Raw genomic sequence first — 16,856 nt, 5'->3', positions numbered from 1 at the left:
ATGAAGCGCAGAGAATTAATCCGAACAGCATTTTCCTCTATCGTGGCAACCGCAGCACTGAGTTCGCTACCCGCAGCCGCCCGCAGTGAAGAAGCGGGTCTGAAGCTGAAGAAAGTGCCGGCCGATGCCATTCCCAAAAATGACGTGCCGATTTTTTCACCTGACGACGTCTTCACCATGCCCGCCGAATTCTGGCATGACTTTAACGGCAAGCTCTATATCGGCAAGGCGGGCACCGATCCCGCTCAGCATCCGATCGACGTTTTTGTTAAAAGCGCCAACGGCGAAGTTTCGCTGCTGTCGCAGCCCGTGTCGTTGAACAGCGATACTTTAAAACGTTTTGTGGCAGCCAAAGGCGCGCTGTGGTCAAACAGCGAATATTCGATGGCGCTCTATAACGATCGCGACGAGCAGCTGTTCTACGTGCCGGATGTGAAAAACAGCGGCGCTTCCGAATTCAGCCGCCGTCTGGCGCAGCCTTCCGGCTACCAGCTGATTGGCGAAATCGGCTCTTACGATGAATTACGCCAGACCCGACCGCTGTTCAACGGCGCAAAAGTGCGGCTTAAGGGCTGGCACGCCGGAACGGAAACGGGCGGCGGCGCCTTTGTCGGCGAGCTGAGCAAAGCACAGGATGACGGTGGCTATATCGCCTCGTCCGGTCAGGATTACCACTGGCGTCGCATCTCTGACGATCTGAACGCGCTGACCATCTTTGACTTTGGCGCGGTGGCCGACGGCCGCACCGACTCGCTGCCCGCCATTCAGGCAATGTTCCACTGGGCGCAGGATAACAACAGAATGTTGTCCGTGCAGTTCCCGGCCGGGCGCTTTTTCGTCTCCTCGTTTGATATCTCCGCTAACTACGTCAGCTACTTCCGCGTATCGGGCGCGCCTATCAACTTCGGCTATTTCCCCTCGACCACGATTGTCTCCGATGGCAAATCGGACTTTGCCTTTAAGGTGAACGCGCGTTGGGTAGAGATCAGCAACCTGAGCTTTGAAGGCCGCAATAAAGAACTGCCGAACACGCAGGGATTTTATCACAACTCGTGTCCGGCGGGGCAGTACTTCCGCGGTTCCTGTCTGCGCTTTATTGGCGTTGGCGGCACGTCGCTGAGCCTGGTTGATACGCTGGATTGTAAAATCGACCAGTGGTATGCCAATAACTGTACCGGCGATGTGATCAAAGCGACCTGGTCCTATACCAAAAAAGGCAACTGGGACCACAGCACCGCTATCGAACTGTCGAACTTCAACGTGCAGCACTGCTCTAAAGGCATGGCGCTGAACCTGCCGCGCTGTACGCAGTCGATTATTCACAACGGCTGGATTGAGCACACCGAGTTTCCGGGCGATCTCTCTAACGGTCAGTGGATCGTGGATGCGTTAAGCATTGAAACCTGCCCGAACCCGCTGATTGCCCACCACTCGCGGCTGAATATGCGGCAAATCAACCTGCAGGCGAAAAGCTGGATTGATAACTCGCTGCAGGGCGATGAGTGGCTTGGCCCTTACGAACGCGGTTCTACTCGCGTAGAGTCTTACGGCATCGCCGCCGACGGCAGCATGAAGTACAACTATCTGACTTCACGCTTTCGTATTCAGAACAACAGCAACCAGGAAAAATGGTATCTGTTGGGCAACATCCATACGCCGGATGTGGGCGACAGCTGGGAAATTGAGATCCTCGGGCAGTCGCAGTTCAGCAATGGCACCACGTCGGAGCCGCTGCATAATCTGTTGAACGATCGCAACACCGGCGGTAAAGCCGTTATCACCTTGCAACGTAAGGTTCACGGTTTTGAAGGAAGCTGGCACATCGAGGGCAGCAGCCCGATTGTCGACGTGATGTATACCACTACGCACGATGCCGATACGCAGGTCTTTGTGAAGCTGGCAGGCTGGGTCGGCTCGTCCGGCGTGATGATGAAAACCACGGCGCGCGATCGCTTCCTGACCGGCCAGTGCGCCCGCTTCGATGCGGAGATGGACTTCAAAAATCCGCCGCAGGGCGCGCGTCAGGCCGTGCGTCGCTTCTCGCTGCACAATGGCAAAGCAGGGATAGGCGCCAACGAGCAGGGCGATCTGCTGGTGCAGTCGCGGCAGTTGGATGCGGCCGAGGTCGATACCACCAAACCCGGCGGTTTTGTTTCCATGGTGATCAACGGCCAGCAGGTTGCGGTGCCCTGGTATGCGCTAAAAAATCAGGGTTAACGGCTGTTTTCGGCGGTCAGCCTGCTTTTAATCGTAAAAAAGCAGGCTAGCCGGTTGATTTTTAGGATAATTACGCTTGCCTGGCTGCACAGGTTAGCTGCTAGTATTAGATAAAATTGATCAAGCTGTTCGGGGCAGGGCGAGACGTTCCTGCCCTGTTGCTAAAACCGCCTCTTGGTGGATACGACGCTGCGAATATTATGTCTTTCGCCCCGGGCGATCCGCCAGTCTGCGCAGGAGCGCGTTCCCGGGACTTACTACCGAAGACGTCGTCAGTATTTTAGGGTAAATCGATGAAACTAACTTTTTTCACCATGCGTTTTCCGGTAGCGTCAGAAACCTTTGTGCTCAACCAGGTAACCCACTTCATTGACAGTGGATATGACGTAGAGATCATTTCGGTATTTCCGGGCGATCACGTTAACCGGCATGCGGCTTTCGATCGCTACAATCTGGCGGAACGTATTCATTATCTGTTGCCGGAAGAGCAAAAAAACAACGCGGAAAAGCTAAAGCAGCGCCTGAAAATGATCCTGCCGAAGCTCTTCAAGCCTGGGGTTATTAAGGCCATGAACGTGGGTCGCTATGGCGATCAGTCCATGAAGCTGCTGCTGCCGGCTATCGTCGCCTGGGCTAAGAAACCTATTACTTCAGATGTGTTTCTGGTGCATTTCGGCTACGCGGGCGCGCTGGCCAACAAGCTGCGTGAGCTGAAAGTGCTGCGCGGCAAGCAGGCAACGGTTTTTCACGGCGCGGATATTTCCCGTCGCTTTATCCTCAACGAGCACCGTAAAGATTATCCCATCCTTTTCCGCGATACCGAGCTGCTGCTGCCTATCAGCCATCTGTGGGAAAGAAAGCTGATTGCCATGGGCTGCCCGCCGGAGAAAATCCAGGTCACGCGGATGGGTATTGAACCTGAAAAATTCAATATGAAAGCGCGTGAAGCGCTGCATCAGCCGTTACGTATCCTTACCGTGGCGCGTCTGACCGAGAAAAAAGGCCTGGGCGTGGCGGTGGAAGCCTGCAAATATCTGAAAGAGAAAGGCGCTAATTTCCAGTACACCATTATCGGCAACGGCGATATGGAAGAGCAGATGCGCGACACTATTCGTCAGGCTCATCTGGAAGACTGCGTGCAGATGGTCGGCTTTAAGCCTCAGGAAGAGATTAAGCGTTACCTGGACGAAGCCGACATCTTCCTGCTGCCTTCGCTGACCGCCGCCGATGGTGATATGGAAGGCATTCCCGTTGCGCTGATGGAAGCGATGGCCGTAGGGCTACCGGTGGTTTCCAGCGATCACAGCGGCATTCCGGAGCTGATTGAAAACAACGTTTCCGGCTGGCTGGCCCCGGAAAGCGATGCGCAGGCGCTGAGCGATATCCTGTTCCGGCTGTCCAAAGGCGATGTGGACGTCGCGCCCGTGGTCGCCGCCGCTCGCCAAAAAGTGGAAACGGAGTTTAACCAGCATATTGCCTATCAGGAACTGGCGGAAACGCTGGAAAAGCTGGCTAAGCGTTAATAAATCGTACTATTAATTTCAGATAATCTTTATTAAAGCGGCAGAGTAAATTTGCCGCTGAGTGCAGCGTAATTATATTTTTGTGCGGACTTATCGAATACCCGACAATTAATTCAGCGCTAAGCTAAGACAGGTAAAGGCGATTGCTGTGGCAATGGCCTTTTTTTATTTAAGCCCGATAAGTTATCGAAACTGAACGAGGTTCACGGCAAAGTCTGGCAAAGCCGCGCCGCCTGCGTTTGCAGGCTCGCAGCTCAAGGGCCGTTTGCCGCGTGCATTTATGAAAATTCATGGGCTAAGCATTAAAATGCCGGTCCTTATATGGGCCAGCCGCAGCTAAATTTTCAGATTAAGATTATACTTGCTGAATATCACTTTAATGCATAATTGCTGAACGTTTTTTACTTCATTTATATGGAAAAAATATGACCAAGCTTAAAGCAGTTATCCCCGTTGCGGGTCTGGGTATGCACATGCTCCCTGCTACAAAAGCCATTCCTAAAGAGATGCTGCCCGTTGTCGACAAGCCGATGATCCAGTACATCATCGACGAGTGCGTAGCGGCAGGCATCAAGGAAATTGTTCTGGTCACCCACGCGTCCAAGAATGCGGTTGAAAACCATTTCGATACCTCTTATGAGCTGGAAGCCCTGCTGGAAGCGCGCGTGAAGCGTTCGCTGCTGAGCGAAGTGCAGTCAATCTGTCCGCCAGGCGTGACCATCATGAACGTGCGTCAGCCACAGCCGCTGGGCCTGGCTAACTCTATTCTGTGCGCTCGTCCTATGCTGCACGACGAAGCTTTCGTGGTCGTCCTGCCGGACGTGCTGCTGGACGACTCTACTGCCGATCCGCTGCGCTATAACCTGGCCGCGATGGTTGCGCGTTTCGAAGAAACCGGCCACAGCCAGGTGCTGGCGCACCATATGCCTGAAGCCGACCTTTCCGAATACTCCGTAATTAAAACGAAAGAAGTCATGGATAACCCGGGTCAGACCAGCCAGATCCTGGAGTTCGTGGAGAAGCCGGATCAGCCGCAGACGCTGCAATCCGATCTGGCTGCGGTAGGCCGCTACGTGCTGTCCGCCGATATCTGGGCCGAGCTGGAAAATCTGGAGCCGGGCGCCTGGGGCCGCTACCAGCTGACCGACGCTATCGCCAGCCTGGCGAAAAAGCAGCGTGTTGACGCGCAGCAGCTGACCGGTACCAGCTTCGACTGCGGCCGTAAATTAGGCTACATGAAAGCTTTTGTCTCCTGGGGACTGAGAAATAACGCGCAGGGCCGCGAGTTCCGCGAAGAAATCAAAAAGATCCTCGCTAAGTAATTTCCCATTATTTAAGGTCGCGCCAGCGCGGCCATAAAGGAGTCAATATGGCTATTTTGGTAACGGGCGGAGCGGGCTACATCGGTTCGCACACGGTACTGACGCTTCTGGAACGCGGCGATGACGTGGTGGTTCTGGATAACCTGAGCAACGCTTCCCGCGAATCTATCGTTCGGGTAGAAAAGCTGACCGGTAAAAAGGCCGTTTTTTGCGAAGGTGATATCCTGGATCGCGCCTGCCTGCGCGACCTTTTCGCTCAGCATAATATCACTGCGGTTATTCACTTTGCTGGTCTGAAGGCGGTTGGGGAATCTACCCGTATGCCGCTGGAATACTATCAGAATAACGTGACCGGCACGCTGGTGCTGCTGGAAGAGATGCGCGCGGCCGGCGCGTGAATCAGTTTATTTTCAGCTCTTCCGCCACCGTTTACGGCGCGGATGCGCCGGTACCCTACGTTGAAACTACGCCAATCGGCGGCACGACCAGCCCTTACGGCACCTCTAAGCTGATGGTTGAGCTGATCCTGCGTGACTATGCCAAAGCCAATCCGGAGCTGAAAGCCATTGCGCTGCGCTACTTTAACCCGGTAGGCGCGCATGAATCCGGCCAGATTGGCGAGGATCCAAACGGTATCCCTAACAACCTGCTGCCTTATATTGCGCAGGTTGCGATTGGCCGTCTTGAAAAGCTGGGTATCTTTGGCGACGACTATCCGACTAAAGATGGCACCGGCGTACGTGACTATATTCACGTAATGGATCTGGCAGAAGGCCACCTGAAAGCGCTGGATCATCTGTCGGCTATCAGCGGTTATAAAGCCTATAACCTGGGCGCGGGCGAAGGCTATTCCGTACTGGAAATGGTGAAGGCGTTCGAGAAGGCTTCCGGTCGTCCGGTGCCTTACCAGGTCTCGCCTCGTCGCGATGGCGATCTGGCAGCGTTCTGGGCCGACGCCTCGCTGGCGGACAAAGAGCTGGACTGGCGCGTTTCACGCGGCATCGACGAGATGATGCGCGACACCTGGAACTGGCAGAGCAATAACCCTAACGGTTATAAGTAAAAAAAAGCACAGCGGAAGCTGTGCTTCAGGTAAAACGTCGAGCACAGCTTCCGCTGTGCTTTTTTAAATCTTTTCGTCGATCAGATTTTGCAGATACTGGCCATAAGAGGTTTTGGACAGCAGTTTTGCCTGTGCGGCCACTTCGTCATAATTCAACCAGCCTTTACGCCAGGCGATTTCCTCCAGGCAGGCAACCTTCATTCCCTGACGTTTTTCGATAGTATGGATAAACTGCGATGCCTCAATCAGGCTGTCGTGCGTGCCCGTATCCAGCCAGGCGAAACCACGCCCCAGCAGTTCAACATTCAACTGACCTTTTTCCATATACATTTCGTTCAGCGTGGTAATTTCCAGCTCGCCACGATGGGAAGGCTTCACCTGTTTAGCCATTTCTACTACGCTGTTGTCGTAGAAATAGAGGCCGGTTACGGCCCAGTGCGATTTCGGCTTCAATGGTTTTTCTTCAATAGAAAGCGCACGGAAGTTTTCATCGAACTCAACTACGCCAAAACGTTCCGGGTCCATTACCTGATAACCGAATACGGTGGCACCGGTTTTTAGCTGCGCGGCGGTTTCCAGCTTCTTGCCAAAGCTCTGACCAAAGAAGATGTTGTCGCCCAGCACCAGCGCGCAGGGATCGCCGGCAATAAATTCCTCACCGATAATAAAGGCCTGCGCCAGGCCATCAGGAGAAGGCTGGACGGCATATTCCAGCTGAATGCCAAACTGACTGCCGTCGCCCAACAAACGCTGAAACGAAGACAGATCGTCCGGCGTGGTGATAATCAAAATTTCTCTGATCCCTGACAGCATCAGTACGGAAAGCGGATGATAGATCATCGGCTTATCGTAGATGGGCAGCAGCTGTTTTGATATGCCGCGGGTAATAGGGTACAGACGCGTTCCGGAGCCTCCGGCTAAAACGATGCCTTTCATAAAATACCTTTTATTTATTTAAACCCAGACGTTCGCCTGCATAGGCGCCGCTTTGCACACGCTGCCACCACTCGCTATTATTCAGATACCACTCAACGGTTTTACGAATACCGGTTTCAAACGTTTCCTGAGGCTTCCAGCCCAGCTCGCGAGCGATTTTGCTGGCATCAATGGCGTAGCGCATATCATGGCCAGGACGATCGGTAACGTGGGTGATCAGCTCGGCAAAATGGCTCACACCGTTTGGTTTGTCAGCAATCAGCTCATCCAGGATCGAGCAAATGGTTTTCACCACCTCGATATTTTTCCGTTCGTTGTGGCCGCCGATGTTGTAGGTTTCGCCCACTTCGCCTTCCGATACGACTTTATACAGCGCTCGGGCATGGTCTTCGACATAGAGCCAGTCGCGGATTTGCAGGCCTTCGCCGTAAACGGGCAGCGGCTTACCGGCCAGCGCGTTCAGGATCACCAGAGGGATCAGTTTTTCTGGAAAGTGATAAGGTCCATAATTATTTGAACAGTTGGTAATAATTACCGGCAGGCCGTAGGTACGATGCCACGCGCGCACCAGGTGATCGCTGGAAGCTTTAGAAGCGGAATAGGGACTGCTTGGTGCATAAGGCGTAGTTTCCACGAAAAGATCGTCCGTACCGTGCAGGTCGCCATAAACCTCATCGGTGGAGATATGATGGAAACGGAAAGCAGATTTCTTCTCACTGGAAAGCGAGGACCAATAAGCTCGGGCCGCTTCTAACAGCGTATAGGTGCCGACAATATTGGTTTCGATAAAAGCAGCCGGGCCATCGATAGAACGGTCAACATGGCTTTCTGCCGCCAGATGCATAACGGCATCCGGTTGAAATTCTGTGAAGGTTCTTTTCATGGCGGCCGCATCGCAAATGTCAGCCTGAATGAAGTGATAGCGAGGACTTTGTGAAACGGCAGCTAAAGATTCCAGATTGCCGGCATAGGTCAGGCTATCCACCACCAGTACCGTCGCCTGAATATCGTTAATAAGATGCCTGACGACGGCTGAACCGATAAAACCTGCACCGCCTGTTACAAGAATTTTCATGAATTAAAGCTCACTCATTTGCTATCGCGAAGTTATCCAGCATATTAAGCCGCAGGATCAGAGAGATAACCTGACCACAGGTTAAGAGAGCAAATTATACCTGTAACCACAATCGCCTCAACCATCGAAGGGCAAAAAACACGCGTTTAGTTACAGTTTTTCCCAGTATCATTCCTGCCTGTAACCGCTCATAAGGATATAAAGGCTGATGAGATGTAAATGAGCAGCAGGCGCAAGAATATTTTAAGGGTGCAATGGCGAAAATTTCTTTAAGTCAAGAGCTTATATGACCTTTATATGAAATTCCTTTACAGACAAACTCGTAAGAAAAAAAAGAATTACTGACACAGGGTTCAGCGTCGATCGAGTTAATGCTAAGATCAACCCCTTAAAACTGGCTCTTTTGATTTTGTTGAATGATCCATAAAATACGAATCAGCGCCAAAAGCATGTATTAACGGATGACGAACGGTGTACAAATGAAAGTTACTGAGACGCGTGTACAGGGTGTAAAACTCATCGAGCCAAAGGTTTTTGGCGATGAGCGAGGTTTTTTTCTCGAAACATTCCAGAAAGAGCGTTACCAGGCGTTGCTGGACATAGATTTAGATTTTGTGCAGGACAATCACTCCCGTTCGTCTCAGGGGGTTTTGAGAGGGCTGCATTTTCAAACTTCAAGGCCGCAGGGCAAGCTGGTCCGGGTCGTACGTGGTGAAGTTTTCGATGTGGCGGTAGACATTCGTCCTGATTCGCCTACGTTTGGCCAGTGGGCTGGCGTTTATCTTTCCGAAGAAAATAAAAACCAGTTCTGGGTTCCACCCGGCCTGGCGCACGGGTTCGTAGTGATTTCAGAATTTGCTGATTTTGAATACAAGTGTACAGACTATTATGACCCGCAACACGAAGGCTGTCTGCTGTGGAACGATCCTCAATTGAATATCGAGTGGCCTGTCGCTGAGCCACTACTTTCCGGTAAAGACGCGCAAGGTAAATTGTTCAGAGAGCTGTTCAAATGAAAGTGCTGTTAACCGGTGCATCTGGTCAGGTTGGTTCTTGCTTCCAGGATCTTGCTAAAGAGAAGTTTCCGCAGGTTACGCTGCTGGCTACCGATCGCTCGCAGCTGGATATCTCTGACGCTGCCGCTGTTGAACGGCTTGTCGGACAATTTCAGCCAGACGTTATTTTTAATGCGGCTGCCTATACTGCGGTAGATCGCGCGGAATCCGATCCTGAAGGTGCCTGGAACGTAAATGTACAGGCTGTAGAAAACCTTGCACTTGCCGCTCAGCGCCATCATGCGTTTCTTATCCATATTTCTACCGATTACGTTTTTAATGGAGAAGCAGATAAGCCTTGGGCTGAGGATCATCCCTGCGATCCGCAAAGCATATATGGTTCTACCAAACTGGCTGGTGAGAAAGCGGCGCTGACCTGTGAGCAGGCAATAGTACTGAGGACGTCATGGGTATTTAGCGAATATGGCAATAATTTTCTGAAAACCATGCTGCGGTTGGGTAAAGAGCGCCCCGCACTAAGCATTATTGACGATCAGCGTGGATGCCCTACCTATGCAGGCGATATAGCCAGTGCTGCGATGGAGATAATATTTGCCGCCCCGCGCCCTACAGGTATTTATCACTATAGCGGTGTAGGTGAAACTAGCTGGTTTGGCTTCGCAGAAGCCATTTTACAGAAGGCCTGTGTCGCCGGACTGCTGGAAAAAATGCCTGAGCTGACGCCCATCCCGACCACCCAGTTTCCTACGCCAGCGAAACGACCAAAGTATTCGGTTATGTCTACGCAAAAGATTGCAGCAGCAGGCATTATGCCCGTTAGCTGGCTGCCACGTATTGATCTCGTATTGCAAAAGCTGAAGACAAGCCTATCCTGAAAAACCTGGCGTTCGCGCAACATGCAAATCAGAGCAACGGACCGGCACACGGGACAGGTGCTAATTTCAGACAGGTTTAACGATGGATAATAACCCATATATGCAAATAGTCGCCTCAATCGTTCTGTATCGTCATACTCAGGCAGACATCGAGCCAACGCTGGCTTCTTTGTTAAGCGAGGAAACGGTAGAAAAGATCGTGCTGGTGGACAATGGCGGTGCTGACTGGGCTGCAAAGTTGCATCATCCGCGAGTTGACTATATTCGGGCTGAAAGCAACCGTGGGTTTGGCGCGGGACACAATATTGCAATAAAAAAATACCTTAAGCAATCTGAGTATTTTTTAATCTGCAATCCTGATATACGCTTTCATGAAGGATCTGTTTCCGCTTTATATCACGTGGCCAGGCAAAACAAATATAAATTTGTTTCGCCCTCAATTGTTTATTCGGACGGATCAAAACAGTTTAGCTGCCGTCTTTTACCTACGCCAGTAAATTTATTTGTTCGTCGGTTTATCCCGGCATTGGCAAAGGATCTCGATAATAAATATGAGCTGCGAAATGCAGATTTTTCGAAAGTTTTCACTGTACCTTCAGTATCTGGCTGTTTTATGTTTTTAGAATCCGATCTGCTTGCCAGACTGGAAGGTTTTGATGACAGATACTTTATGTATATGGAAGATATTGATCTTTGCCGCCGAGCCCTAAAGTATACAGATATTATTTACTATTCAGATGTCACTGTTACACATCTTTTTAAGAAAGGATCTTATAAAAGTAAATACCTCTTATTGCAACATATTTTATCATCGATAAAATATTTTAATAAATGGGGCTGGTTTTTCGATCCGCTAAGACGTTCAAAAAATAAAGAGTGTTTGAAGTCGGTACCCACCAGGGCCGATACCTAAATACTGTTTGAGGTATTAATAATATGTTCAAAAAATTTATTATGGCAGGTTCAGAGAGGGGAGAGAAATGAGCAACCCTCATTTAAAACAGCGTATTTCCGTCAGGGCGATGCTGGCTTCAATTTTTCGTCATAAGCAATTGATTTATCAAATGACCAAGCGAGAAGTTGTCGGCCGTTATAAAGGCTCCAGCATGGGGCTGGCCTGGTCTTTTCTGAATCCTTTATTTATGCTCGCGGTTTATACCTTCGTCTTTTCCGTAGCCTTTAAAGCCCGCTGGTCCGTGGGCGGTGATGAAAGTAAAACGCAATTTGCACTGATACTGTTTGTGGGCATGATTGTGCATGGTCTGTTCGCTGAGGTGGTAAACAAAGCCCCAACAATTATTTTGGGAAATATCAATTACGTCAAAAAAGTTGTTTACCCCCTTGAAACGTTATCCGTTATCAGCCTGCTTTCCGCTATTTTTCATAGCGTAATTAGCCTGTTTGTCCTGATGCTCGCTTTCTTTACTTTTAACGGCTATCTGCACTGGACAAGCGTCTTTCTACCCGCTGTGTTTATACCTTTGATAATTTTTTGTCTTGGCTTATCCTGGATCCTTTCTTCACTAGGTGTTTATATTCGTGATGTAGGGCAAACCACCATGATCATTACTACCATCATGATGTTTCTCTCTCCGGTATTTTTTCCTATCACGGCTATTCCTGAAAAGTTCCGTATCTGGATTATGCTTAATCCGCTCACTTTTATCATTGAGCAAGCACGTGAAGTTCTAATTTGGGGGCATATACCAAACTGGAAAGGATTATTAATCTATACCGGCTGTGCCTCTGTTATTGCCTGGCTCGGCTTTGCTTTCTTCCAGAAAACCAGAAAGGGATTCGCTGATGTCCTCTAATGAATTTGCTGTCCGCATTGAAGGACTGAGTAAGTGCTATCACATCTACGATCGTCCCAGGGATCGCCTGAAACAATTCGTCCTCCCGCACGCGCGCCGCTTCGCAGGGAAAAGTACCCAAAATTATTTTAAAGAGTTTTGGGCCTTGAGGAATGTTTCTTTTACCATTAACCGTGGTGAAACCGTAGGTATTATTGGCCGCAACGGCGCAGGAAAATCGACGCTGTTACAGATGATCTGTGGGACGCTTTCCCCTACGGCGGGGAGCGTAGAAATCAACGGCCGCGTCGCCGCTCTGCTGGAACTGGGCGCAGGATTTAATCCGGAATTTACCGGACGCGAAAATGTCTACCTCAACGCCAGCGTATTAGGCATGAGTAGAAGCGAAACTGACGCTAAGCTTGACGAAATTTTAAGCTTTGCCGATATAGGCAACTTTATCGATCAGCCTGTAAAAACTTACTCCAGCGGCATGTACGTGCGACTTGCTTTTGCCGTGCAGGCCTGTGTGGATCCAGAAATATTGATTGTCGATGAAGCATTGGCGGTAGGCGATATCGGATTCCAATACAAATGCTTCAAACGCATGGAAGCCTTAAAGAAAAAGGGCACAACTATCCTGATGGTGACGCATTCGACTGGCAGTATCCTGGAATATGCCGATCGCTGCATCGTGATGAAAAACGGCGAATTGGTCGCTGACACCACGGATGTTCTGGCTGCCGTGCTTGCCTATGAAAAAGGCATGATCCTTTCGCAAGCCGAAGCGGTAGAAAATGTTAAGCCTCAAAACGAAACTCTTGCTGCCACGGCTTTCAGTGTCCCAGATCTACAGCGGATTCAGCAGACAGGTATTCATCGTGAAGTCGATGAAAAACGCTTCGGTAGCGCTCGCGCTATTATAGAAAAAATGGCCGTCATCAAGTCTGACGGTACGCCTCTGGAAGAGAAGCCAATGGTGAAAGCCGGTGAGGCGCTCACTTTTAACTTCACCCTGTTGGTTGCGGAGGAAATTAAAGAAGCCGTACTGGGTATTTCTTTGTCCAGAGCGCAGGGGGGAGACGTTTGGGGCGATAATAATATTGCCGCCGGGCAACCTTTTCATCTTAAACCGGGTAAATATTATATTGATTACAAGGTAACTCTGCCTCTCAATGCGGGTGATTATTTAATCCATTGTGGGCTGGCTTCTTTGGATAATGGACAGCGTGAAGAGCTGGATCAGCGTCGCCCGATGCACAAAATAAAATATTGGGCGCCGCGTGAGCAGGGTGGTGTGCTTTACGCCCCGGTCAAGGTTTCCTTTAAAGAGAGTGCCGACAAATGATTGTCGCCTATTTCCCTTCTTTTCCATTCAGGGGGCAGTCTGCCCCTTATTTATGGATATTTTATAAGCTATTGACGACCTATGGCGATCGACTGCATTTTCTAACTGACGATCTTTATCGTAGAGATATCGATATCTGGCGTCAGTATGAACGCTGGGAATTGCTGGACGATTCGCAAACTCGTCAGGGCTATCGGCTGCCTACTCCGGCAGAACTGGCCGCTATGAGCTTCACCCCTTTTAACAGCGACTTTTTTGTCCGAAAGTTGGCCGAGCATAACGGTAATCCGACGCGTGCGTTTTATGATTACCTCACTACAGAAGATGCTACGCTTGAAAAAGATTTCCATGATACGATTTTGTCAATCGGAAAGGTCGAAGTTGTACTAAACTGGTGTAATTGTCCTTCTTTATCCCTGGCTTGTAAAAAGTTGAATATACCAGTAATGAATATGGAGTTAGGGCCGTTAAGACACCCGGAATACATCTCTACGGGCTACCTTGATTTTAGCGGCGTCAATGGCAACACTGAAGCAGCGACTCGCTATGCGGCCGTGGCGAAAGAATGCCGGTTAGACCTGACGCTTGAAGATTTAAGAGATTTTTTTGCCTCTTCGCCGTTGCCCCCGCTGACAAAAGAATACAAATCAGGCATAGTGCTACAGGTCGAAAATGACTCTAATCTTATTGCTTATGCTAATGGTTTCAATAATCAGGTATTGCTCGATTACGCACGCTTAAACTACGACAGCGATTTTATCGTGCGTAGCCATCCGGGCAGCGCTTTCAGATTAAATGACGAACTTTTTAATGTAGACAAATCAGCTACCAGCATTGATTTTATTGCTCGTTGTAAAAAAATAGTGACTATCAATTCCAGTGTAGGTCTTGAAGCGTTGTTAATGGGCGTGCCGGTTGCTGCTTTTGGCGATTCATCTTTTCGATTTATTTTAGAGGCAGAAGATGAAAAGGAACGTATTAACCGCCTTGGGTTTTACCTGTTTGCTTATCTGGTACCCTATTCCCTTATCTTTGATTTAGACTATATACGTTTCAGGCTCGCTAAGCCCGATGAAAAAGCGATTATAAAAAAACATCTTCAATTTTATGAAAGTGCAGGAAATACAAAATGAATGATAACGATAAGGGATCACTGGCATCCGATATCGAAAACGGCGTTAAGGACCGTAAGATAAAGGAATTAACCTCCAGCATCGCTGCGTTGCAGAATACTATAGCCATGCTGGAAGCTAATCGTGTTGAAACCCAGGCTGGCCATATTGCTTCAGCTAATGACCATTCAACGCTGGAAGCGGAAAATCAGACGCTGAAAGAGCAGGTAGCCGCTCTAATAACCCAGTTGGATGAGGTGCAGGCTAGCCACCGCAAAGCGCTGGCACGCAACGAAATTGATCTGTCGAAAACGGTTGACGTCATTGTCCCTGTCTATGCTGGCCTGGAAGAAACCCAAGAGTGTATTGAATCCACGTTGGCTTCAATTCCGGACTGGGCGCAGCTGGTCGTTATTAACGATTGCTCACCGGAGCCGGAGCTGACGGAGTGGTTACGCGCGCGTAGCAGCAATGATGAGTTTATCCTGCTGGAAAACGAAACCAATCTGGGCTTTGTGGCTACAGTCAACCGCGGAATGCAGCTTCACCTGCGTAATGACGTGCTGTTACTCAACAGCGACGTTGAAGTAGCGAACGACTGGCTTGAAAGGATTAAAGATGCCGCTTATAGCAAAGAGCGCGTAGGCAGCATTACGCCGTTTTCAAATAATGCCACTATTTGCAGCTTCCCTAACTTCTGTGAAGATAACGAACTGTTGCTCGGGCTGGACGTTAAGGCATTGGACGACCATTTCTCCAGTTATGGCACCCAGGACAACCTGGTTGAGATCCCAACAGGGATCGGTTTCTGCATGTATATTCGTCGTGACTGTTTAAATCAGGTAGGCTATTTCGATGTCGAAACCTTTGGTCGCGGCTATGGTGAAGAAAATGACTGGTGTCAGCGAGCGGATAAGCTGGGGTGGAAGAATTATCATCAGCTGAACGTATTTGCCTACCATAAAGGCGGCGTCAGTTTTGCTGGCGAGCAAAGCCCACGTAAGATCAAAGCTATGGAGCTTTTGTCCGAACTGCACCCGAATTATACTGCTGACGTTATGTCCTTTATCGCTGCCGATCCGGCTAAAAAAGCTCGTCAACAGATGATGGCGCGTATTATCGCTACCACGCCGGTCCCTAAAGTGCTGCTGGTCAGCCATAAAATGGGCGGCGGCGTAGTTACCCATCTAAATGAGCTTATTGCGCATTACAAGAATAAAGTGCATTTTTTACTGCTGTCGCCAGGTGAAAAAGAGAATACCTATGCACTGGCGCTAACGGCAGAAGGTGCGGCCAACAAAGACCGGATTATTTTCGATCTGGATCAGGGCACAGATAAATTAATAGATTTGCTGACCTTCGTAGGTGTAGGTAATATTCACTATCACCATATTATGGGATTCAGCAAAGAGATCCTGGCGCTGCATGAAAAGCTGAAATGCAGTTATGATATAACGGTACATGACTACTTTTTAATTAACGGCAACCCCACGTTAACCGACCGAAACGGACGCTTCTGCGGCGATGATTTAACCACTATGGATCAGCTCTGCATTGAGCACTATCCAGTGCCAATGTATATGCCGCTGGAAGACTACCGCAAGCATGTCGCCGTCTGGCTACAGGGCGCACAGCGCGTGATTTTTCCATCAATTGATACGCAGGCGCGCTATGCCAACGTATACGATGCGAAAAATTACAATGCGGTCAGCGCGTGGCATATCGACCATCATGTTAAACAGCTTGATGTGCCGGTTAAAGCGCCGCAGCCTTCGCGCAATCTGAATGTCCTCATTATTGGTGCTATCAGCAAAGAGAAGGGCGCTGTTCTTCTGGAAGAAACCGCCGTCGCCCTGAATGGACATCCGGTGAAATTTACCCTGATGGGATATGCTTTCCGTCCGTTACACAGTGCAATTAATACGCTGGGCGGCTATTCAGATGCCGATATCGAAAAAATCATTGAGGAAGTGAAGCCTGACGTGGTCTGGTATCCTGCTCAATGGCCAGAAACCTATAGCTATACGCTTAGCATCGCCCTGGAGAATAGTTTGCCTGTGATCGTGCCTAACATTGGCGCATTCCCGGAGCGGGTTAACGAGCGTCAATATAGCAGAGTCATCCAGTGGGATATGGCGATCCCGGCGCTGAAGGAATTCTTCCTCTCGCTGGCGGCCGATCCGGCACTGCTGAATAATGGTGAAAATAAGCACAATATACTTGATGATAAAGGCATCAAGCTAAATAAAGGATTTTATCAGGCGGAATACCTCAATCCTGAATGGCAGCGCAAAGGGAAACTCGGCATTATCGATTACAAAACGTTGATCAATCATGTTGAGGTTACCAGGGTAATTAGCGATCAGCTCTCGCAAAAAGAGGTCTATCTGGCGAAACTGTGGAAGCTCATTCAGCTTCCTGGCGTTAAAGTTGTTGCGCGGCTAATCCCTTATCGTTTGCAGCGTTATGTGAAACGGCGATTATCAAATCGTGCTATTCACGAGATTGTTAAATAGTGCCTGGGCCCCCGCATCGCGGGGGCTTTTTATTTCAGAGTGTAAATAATGCTGTCGCGG

12 protein-coding genes and 1 pseudogene are annotated in these 16,856 nt (G+C 49.6%); 11 read left to right on the top strand and 2 right to left on the bottom strand.

Going from position 1 to position 16,856, the window contains the following annotated elements:
- The 4 genes and pseudogenes from ACVWZ0_RS14770 (at position 1) to galE (ending at position 6,125) form a co-directional block, all read left to right on the top strand.
- Entirely contained in the window at positions 1 to 2,217 is a 2,217-nt protein-coding gene (locus ACVWZ0_RS14770; RefSeq protein WP_253460074.1) for a phage tailspike protein, read from the top strand.
- A 293-nt stretch (positions 2,218 to 2,510) separates the two neighbouring features.
- On the top strand, positions 2,511 to 3,740 hold the full coding sequence (locus ACVWZ0_RS14765) for a glycosyltransferase (RefSeq protein ID WP_253460077.1): 1,230 nt from the start codon (positions 2,511 to 2,513) through the stop codon (positions 3,738 to 3,740).
- Positions 3,741 to 4,165: 425 nt separating this feature from the next.
- On the top strand, positions 4,166 to 5,062 hold the full coding sequence (gene galF / locus ACVWZ0_RS14760) for a UTP--glucose-1-phosphate uridylyltransferase GalF (protein WP_125288123.1): 897 nt from the start codon (positions 4,166 to 4,168) through the stop codon (positions 5,060 to 5,062).
- 47 nt (positions 5,063 to 5,109) lie between these two features.
- Positions 5,110 to 6,125, top strand: a pseudogene (galE, locus tag ACVWZ0_RS14755) (UDP-glucose 4-epimerase GalE).
- A 63-nt stretch (positions 6,126 to 6,188) separates the two neighbouring features.
- Here the strand turns inward: galE and rfbA are convergent.
- A complete protein-coding gene (rfbA, locus tag ACVWZ0_RS14750; protein ID WP_253460083.1) occupies positions 6,189 to 7,061 on the bottom strand; it encodes a glucose-1-phosphate thymidylyltransferase RfbA in 873 nt (290 codons plus the stop codon).
- A 10-nt stretch (positions 7,062 to 7,071) separates the two neighbouring features.
- Positions 7,072 to 8,136 carry a dTDP-glucose 4,6-dehydratase gene (gene rfbB / locus ACVWZ0_RS14745; protein WP_253460086.1) on the bottom strand — a complete coding sequence of 355 codons (1,065 nt, stop codon included), beginning with the start codon at positions 8,134 to 8,136 and terminating at the stop codon, positions 7,072 to 7,074.
- 479 nt (positions 8,137 to 8,615) lie between these two features.
- On the opposite strand from rfbB, the gene rfbC reads away from it, so the two are divergent.
- The 7 genes from rfbC (at position 8,616) to ACVWZ0_RS14710 (ending at position 16,796) form a co-directional block, all read left to right on the top strand.
- The gene (gene rfbC / locus ACVWZ0_RS14740) at positions 8,616 to 9,152 is read left to right on the top strand and encodes a dTDP-4-dehydrorhamnose 3,5-epimerase (RefSeq protein WP_253460089.1); all 537 of its coding nucleotides are present in this window, start codon (positions 8,616 to 8,618) and stop codon (positions 9,150 to 9,152) included.
- Positions 9,149 to 10,027, top strand: coding sequence for a dTDP-4-dehydrorhamnose reductase (gene rfbD / locus ACVWZ0_RS14735; protein ID WP_253460092.1), 879 nt, complete (start codon positions 9,149 to 9,151; stop codon positions 10,025 to 10,027). Before rfbC ends, rfbD begins: the two co-directional genes overlap by 4 nt.
- Before the next feature lie 82 nt (positions 10,028 to 10,109).
- Positions 10,110 to 10,940, top strand: a complete 831-nt coding sequence (locus tag ACVWZ0_RS14730; protein ID WP_253460095.1) for a glycosyltransferase — start codon at positions 10,110 to 10,112, stop codon at positions 10,938 to 10,940.
- 67 nt (positions 10,941 to 11,007) lie between these two features.
- A complete protein-coding gene (locus tag ACVWZ0_RS14725; RefSeq protein WP_253460098.1) occupies positions 11,008 to 11,841 on the top strand; it encodes an ABC transporter permease in 834 nt (277 codons plus the stop codon).
- Positions 11,831 to 13,168: an ABC transporter ATP-binding protein gene (locus tag ACVWZ0_RS14720; RefSeq protein WP_253460101.1), complete on the top strand. Its 1,338-nt coding sequence runs from the start codon at positions 11,831 to 11,833 to the stop codon at positions 13,166 to 13,168. The genes ACVWZ0_RS14725 and ACVWZ0_RS14720 overlap by 11 nt, the downstream gene beginning before the upstream one ends.
- On the top strand, positions 13,165 to 14,301 hold the full coding sequence (locus ACVWZ0_RS14715; protein WP_253460104.1) for a GT99 family glycosyltransferase N-terminal domain-containing protein: 1,137 nt from the start codon (positions 13,165 to 13,167) through the stop codon (positions 14,299 to 14,301). Before ACVWZ0_RS14720 ends, ACVWZ0_RS14715 begins: the two co-directional genes overlap by 4 nt.
- A complete protein-coding gene (locus ACVWZ0_RS14710; protein ID WP_253460107.1) occupies positions 14,298 to 16,796 on the top strand; it encodes a glycosyltransferase in 2,499 nt (832 codons plus the stop codon). The genes ACVWZ0_RS14715 and ACVWZ0_RS14710 overlap by 4 nt, the downstream gene beginning before the upstream one ends.
- Positions 16,797 to 16,856 lie beyond the last annotated feature (60 nt).

The sequence above is a fragment of the Erwinia sp. TECH1 genome, assembly GCF_054057575.1.
Note: the sequence above shows the minus strand (reverse complement) of the source record. Positions and strands in the feature narration are given on the sequence as shown.

Bases quoted from the DNA above. Each gene is read 5' to 3' on its own strand.
- ACVWZ0_RS14765 (WP_253460077.1), top strand. From the start codon at position 2,511: ATGAAACTAACTTTTTTCACCATGCGTTTTCCGGTAGCGTCAGAAACC.
- galF (WP_125288123.1), top strand. From the start codon at position 4,166: ATGACCAAGCTTAAAGCAGTTATCCCCGTTGCGGGTCTGGGTATGCAC.
- ACVWZ0_RS14715 (WP_253460104.1), top strand. From the start codon at position 13,165: ATGATTGTCGCCTATTTCCCTTCTTTTCCATTCAGGGGGCAGTCTGCC.
- ACVWZ0_RS14770 (WP_253460074.1), top strand. From the start codon at position 1: ATGAAGCGCAGAGAATTAATCCGAACAGCATTTTCCTCTATCGTGGCA.
- rfbC (WP_253460089.1), top strand. From the start codon at position 8,616: ATGAAAGTTACTGAGACGCGTGTACAGGGTGTAAAACTCATCGAGCCA.
- rfbA (WP_253460083.1), bottom strand. From the start codon at position 7,061: ATGAAAGGCATCGTTTTAGCCGGAGGCTCCGGAACGCGTCTGTACCCT.
- rfbD (WP_253460092.1), top strand. From the start codon at position 9,149: ATGAAAGTGCTGTTAACCGGTGCATCTGGTCAGGTTGGTTCTTGCTTC.
- ACVWZ0_RS14730 (WP_253460095.1), top strand. From the start codon at position 10,110: ATGGATAATAACCCATATATGCAAATAGTCGCCTCAATCGTTCTGTAT.
- ACVWZ0_RS14720 (WP_253460101.1), top strand. From the start codon at position 11,831: ATGTCCTCTAATGAATTTGCTGTCCGCATTGAAGGACTGAGTAAGTGC.
- ACVWZ0_RS14710 (WP_253460107.1), top strand. From the start codon at position 14,298: ATGAATGATAACGATAAGGGATCACTGGCATCCGATATCGAAAACGGC.
- ACVWZ0_RS14725 (WP_253460098.1), top strand. From the start codon at position 11,008: ATGAGCAACCCTCATTTAAAACAGCGTATTTCCGTCAGGGCGATGCTG.
- rfbB (WP_253460086.1), bottom strand. From the start codon at position 8,136: ATGAAAATTCTTGTAACAGGCGGTGCAGGTTTTATCGGTTCAGCCGTC.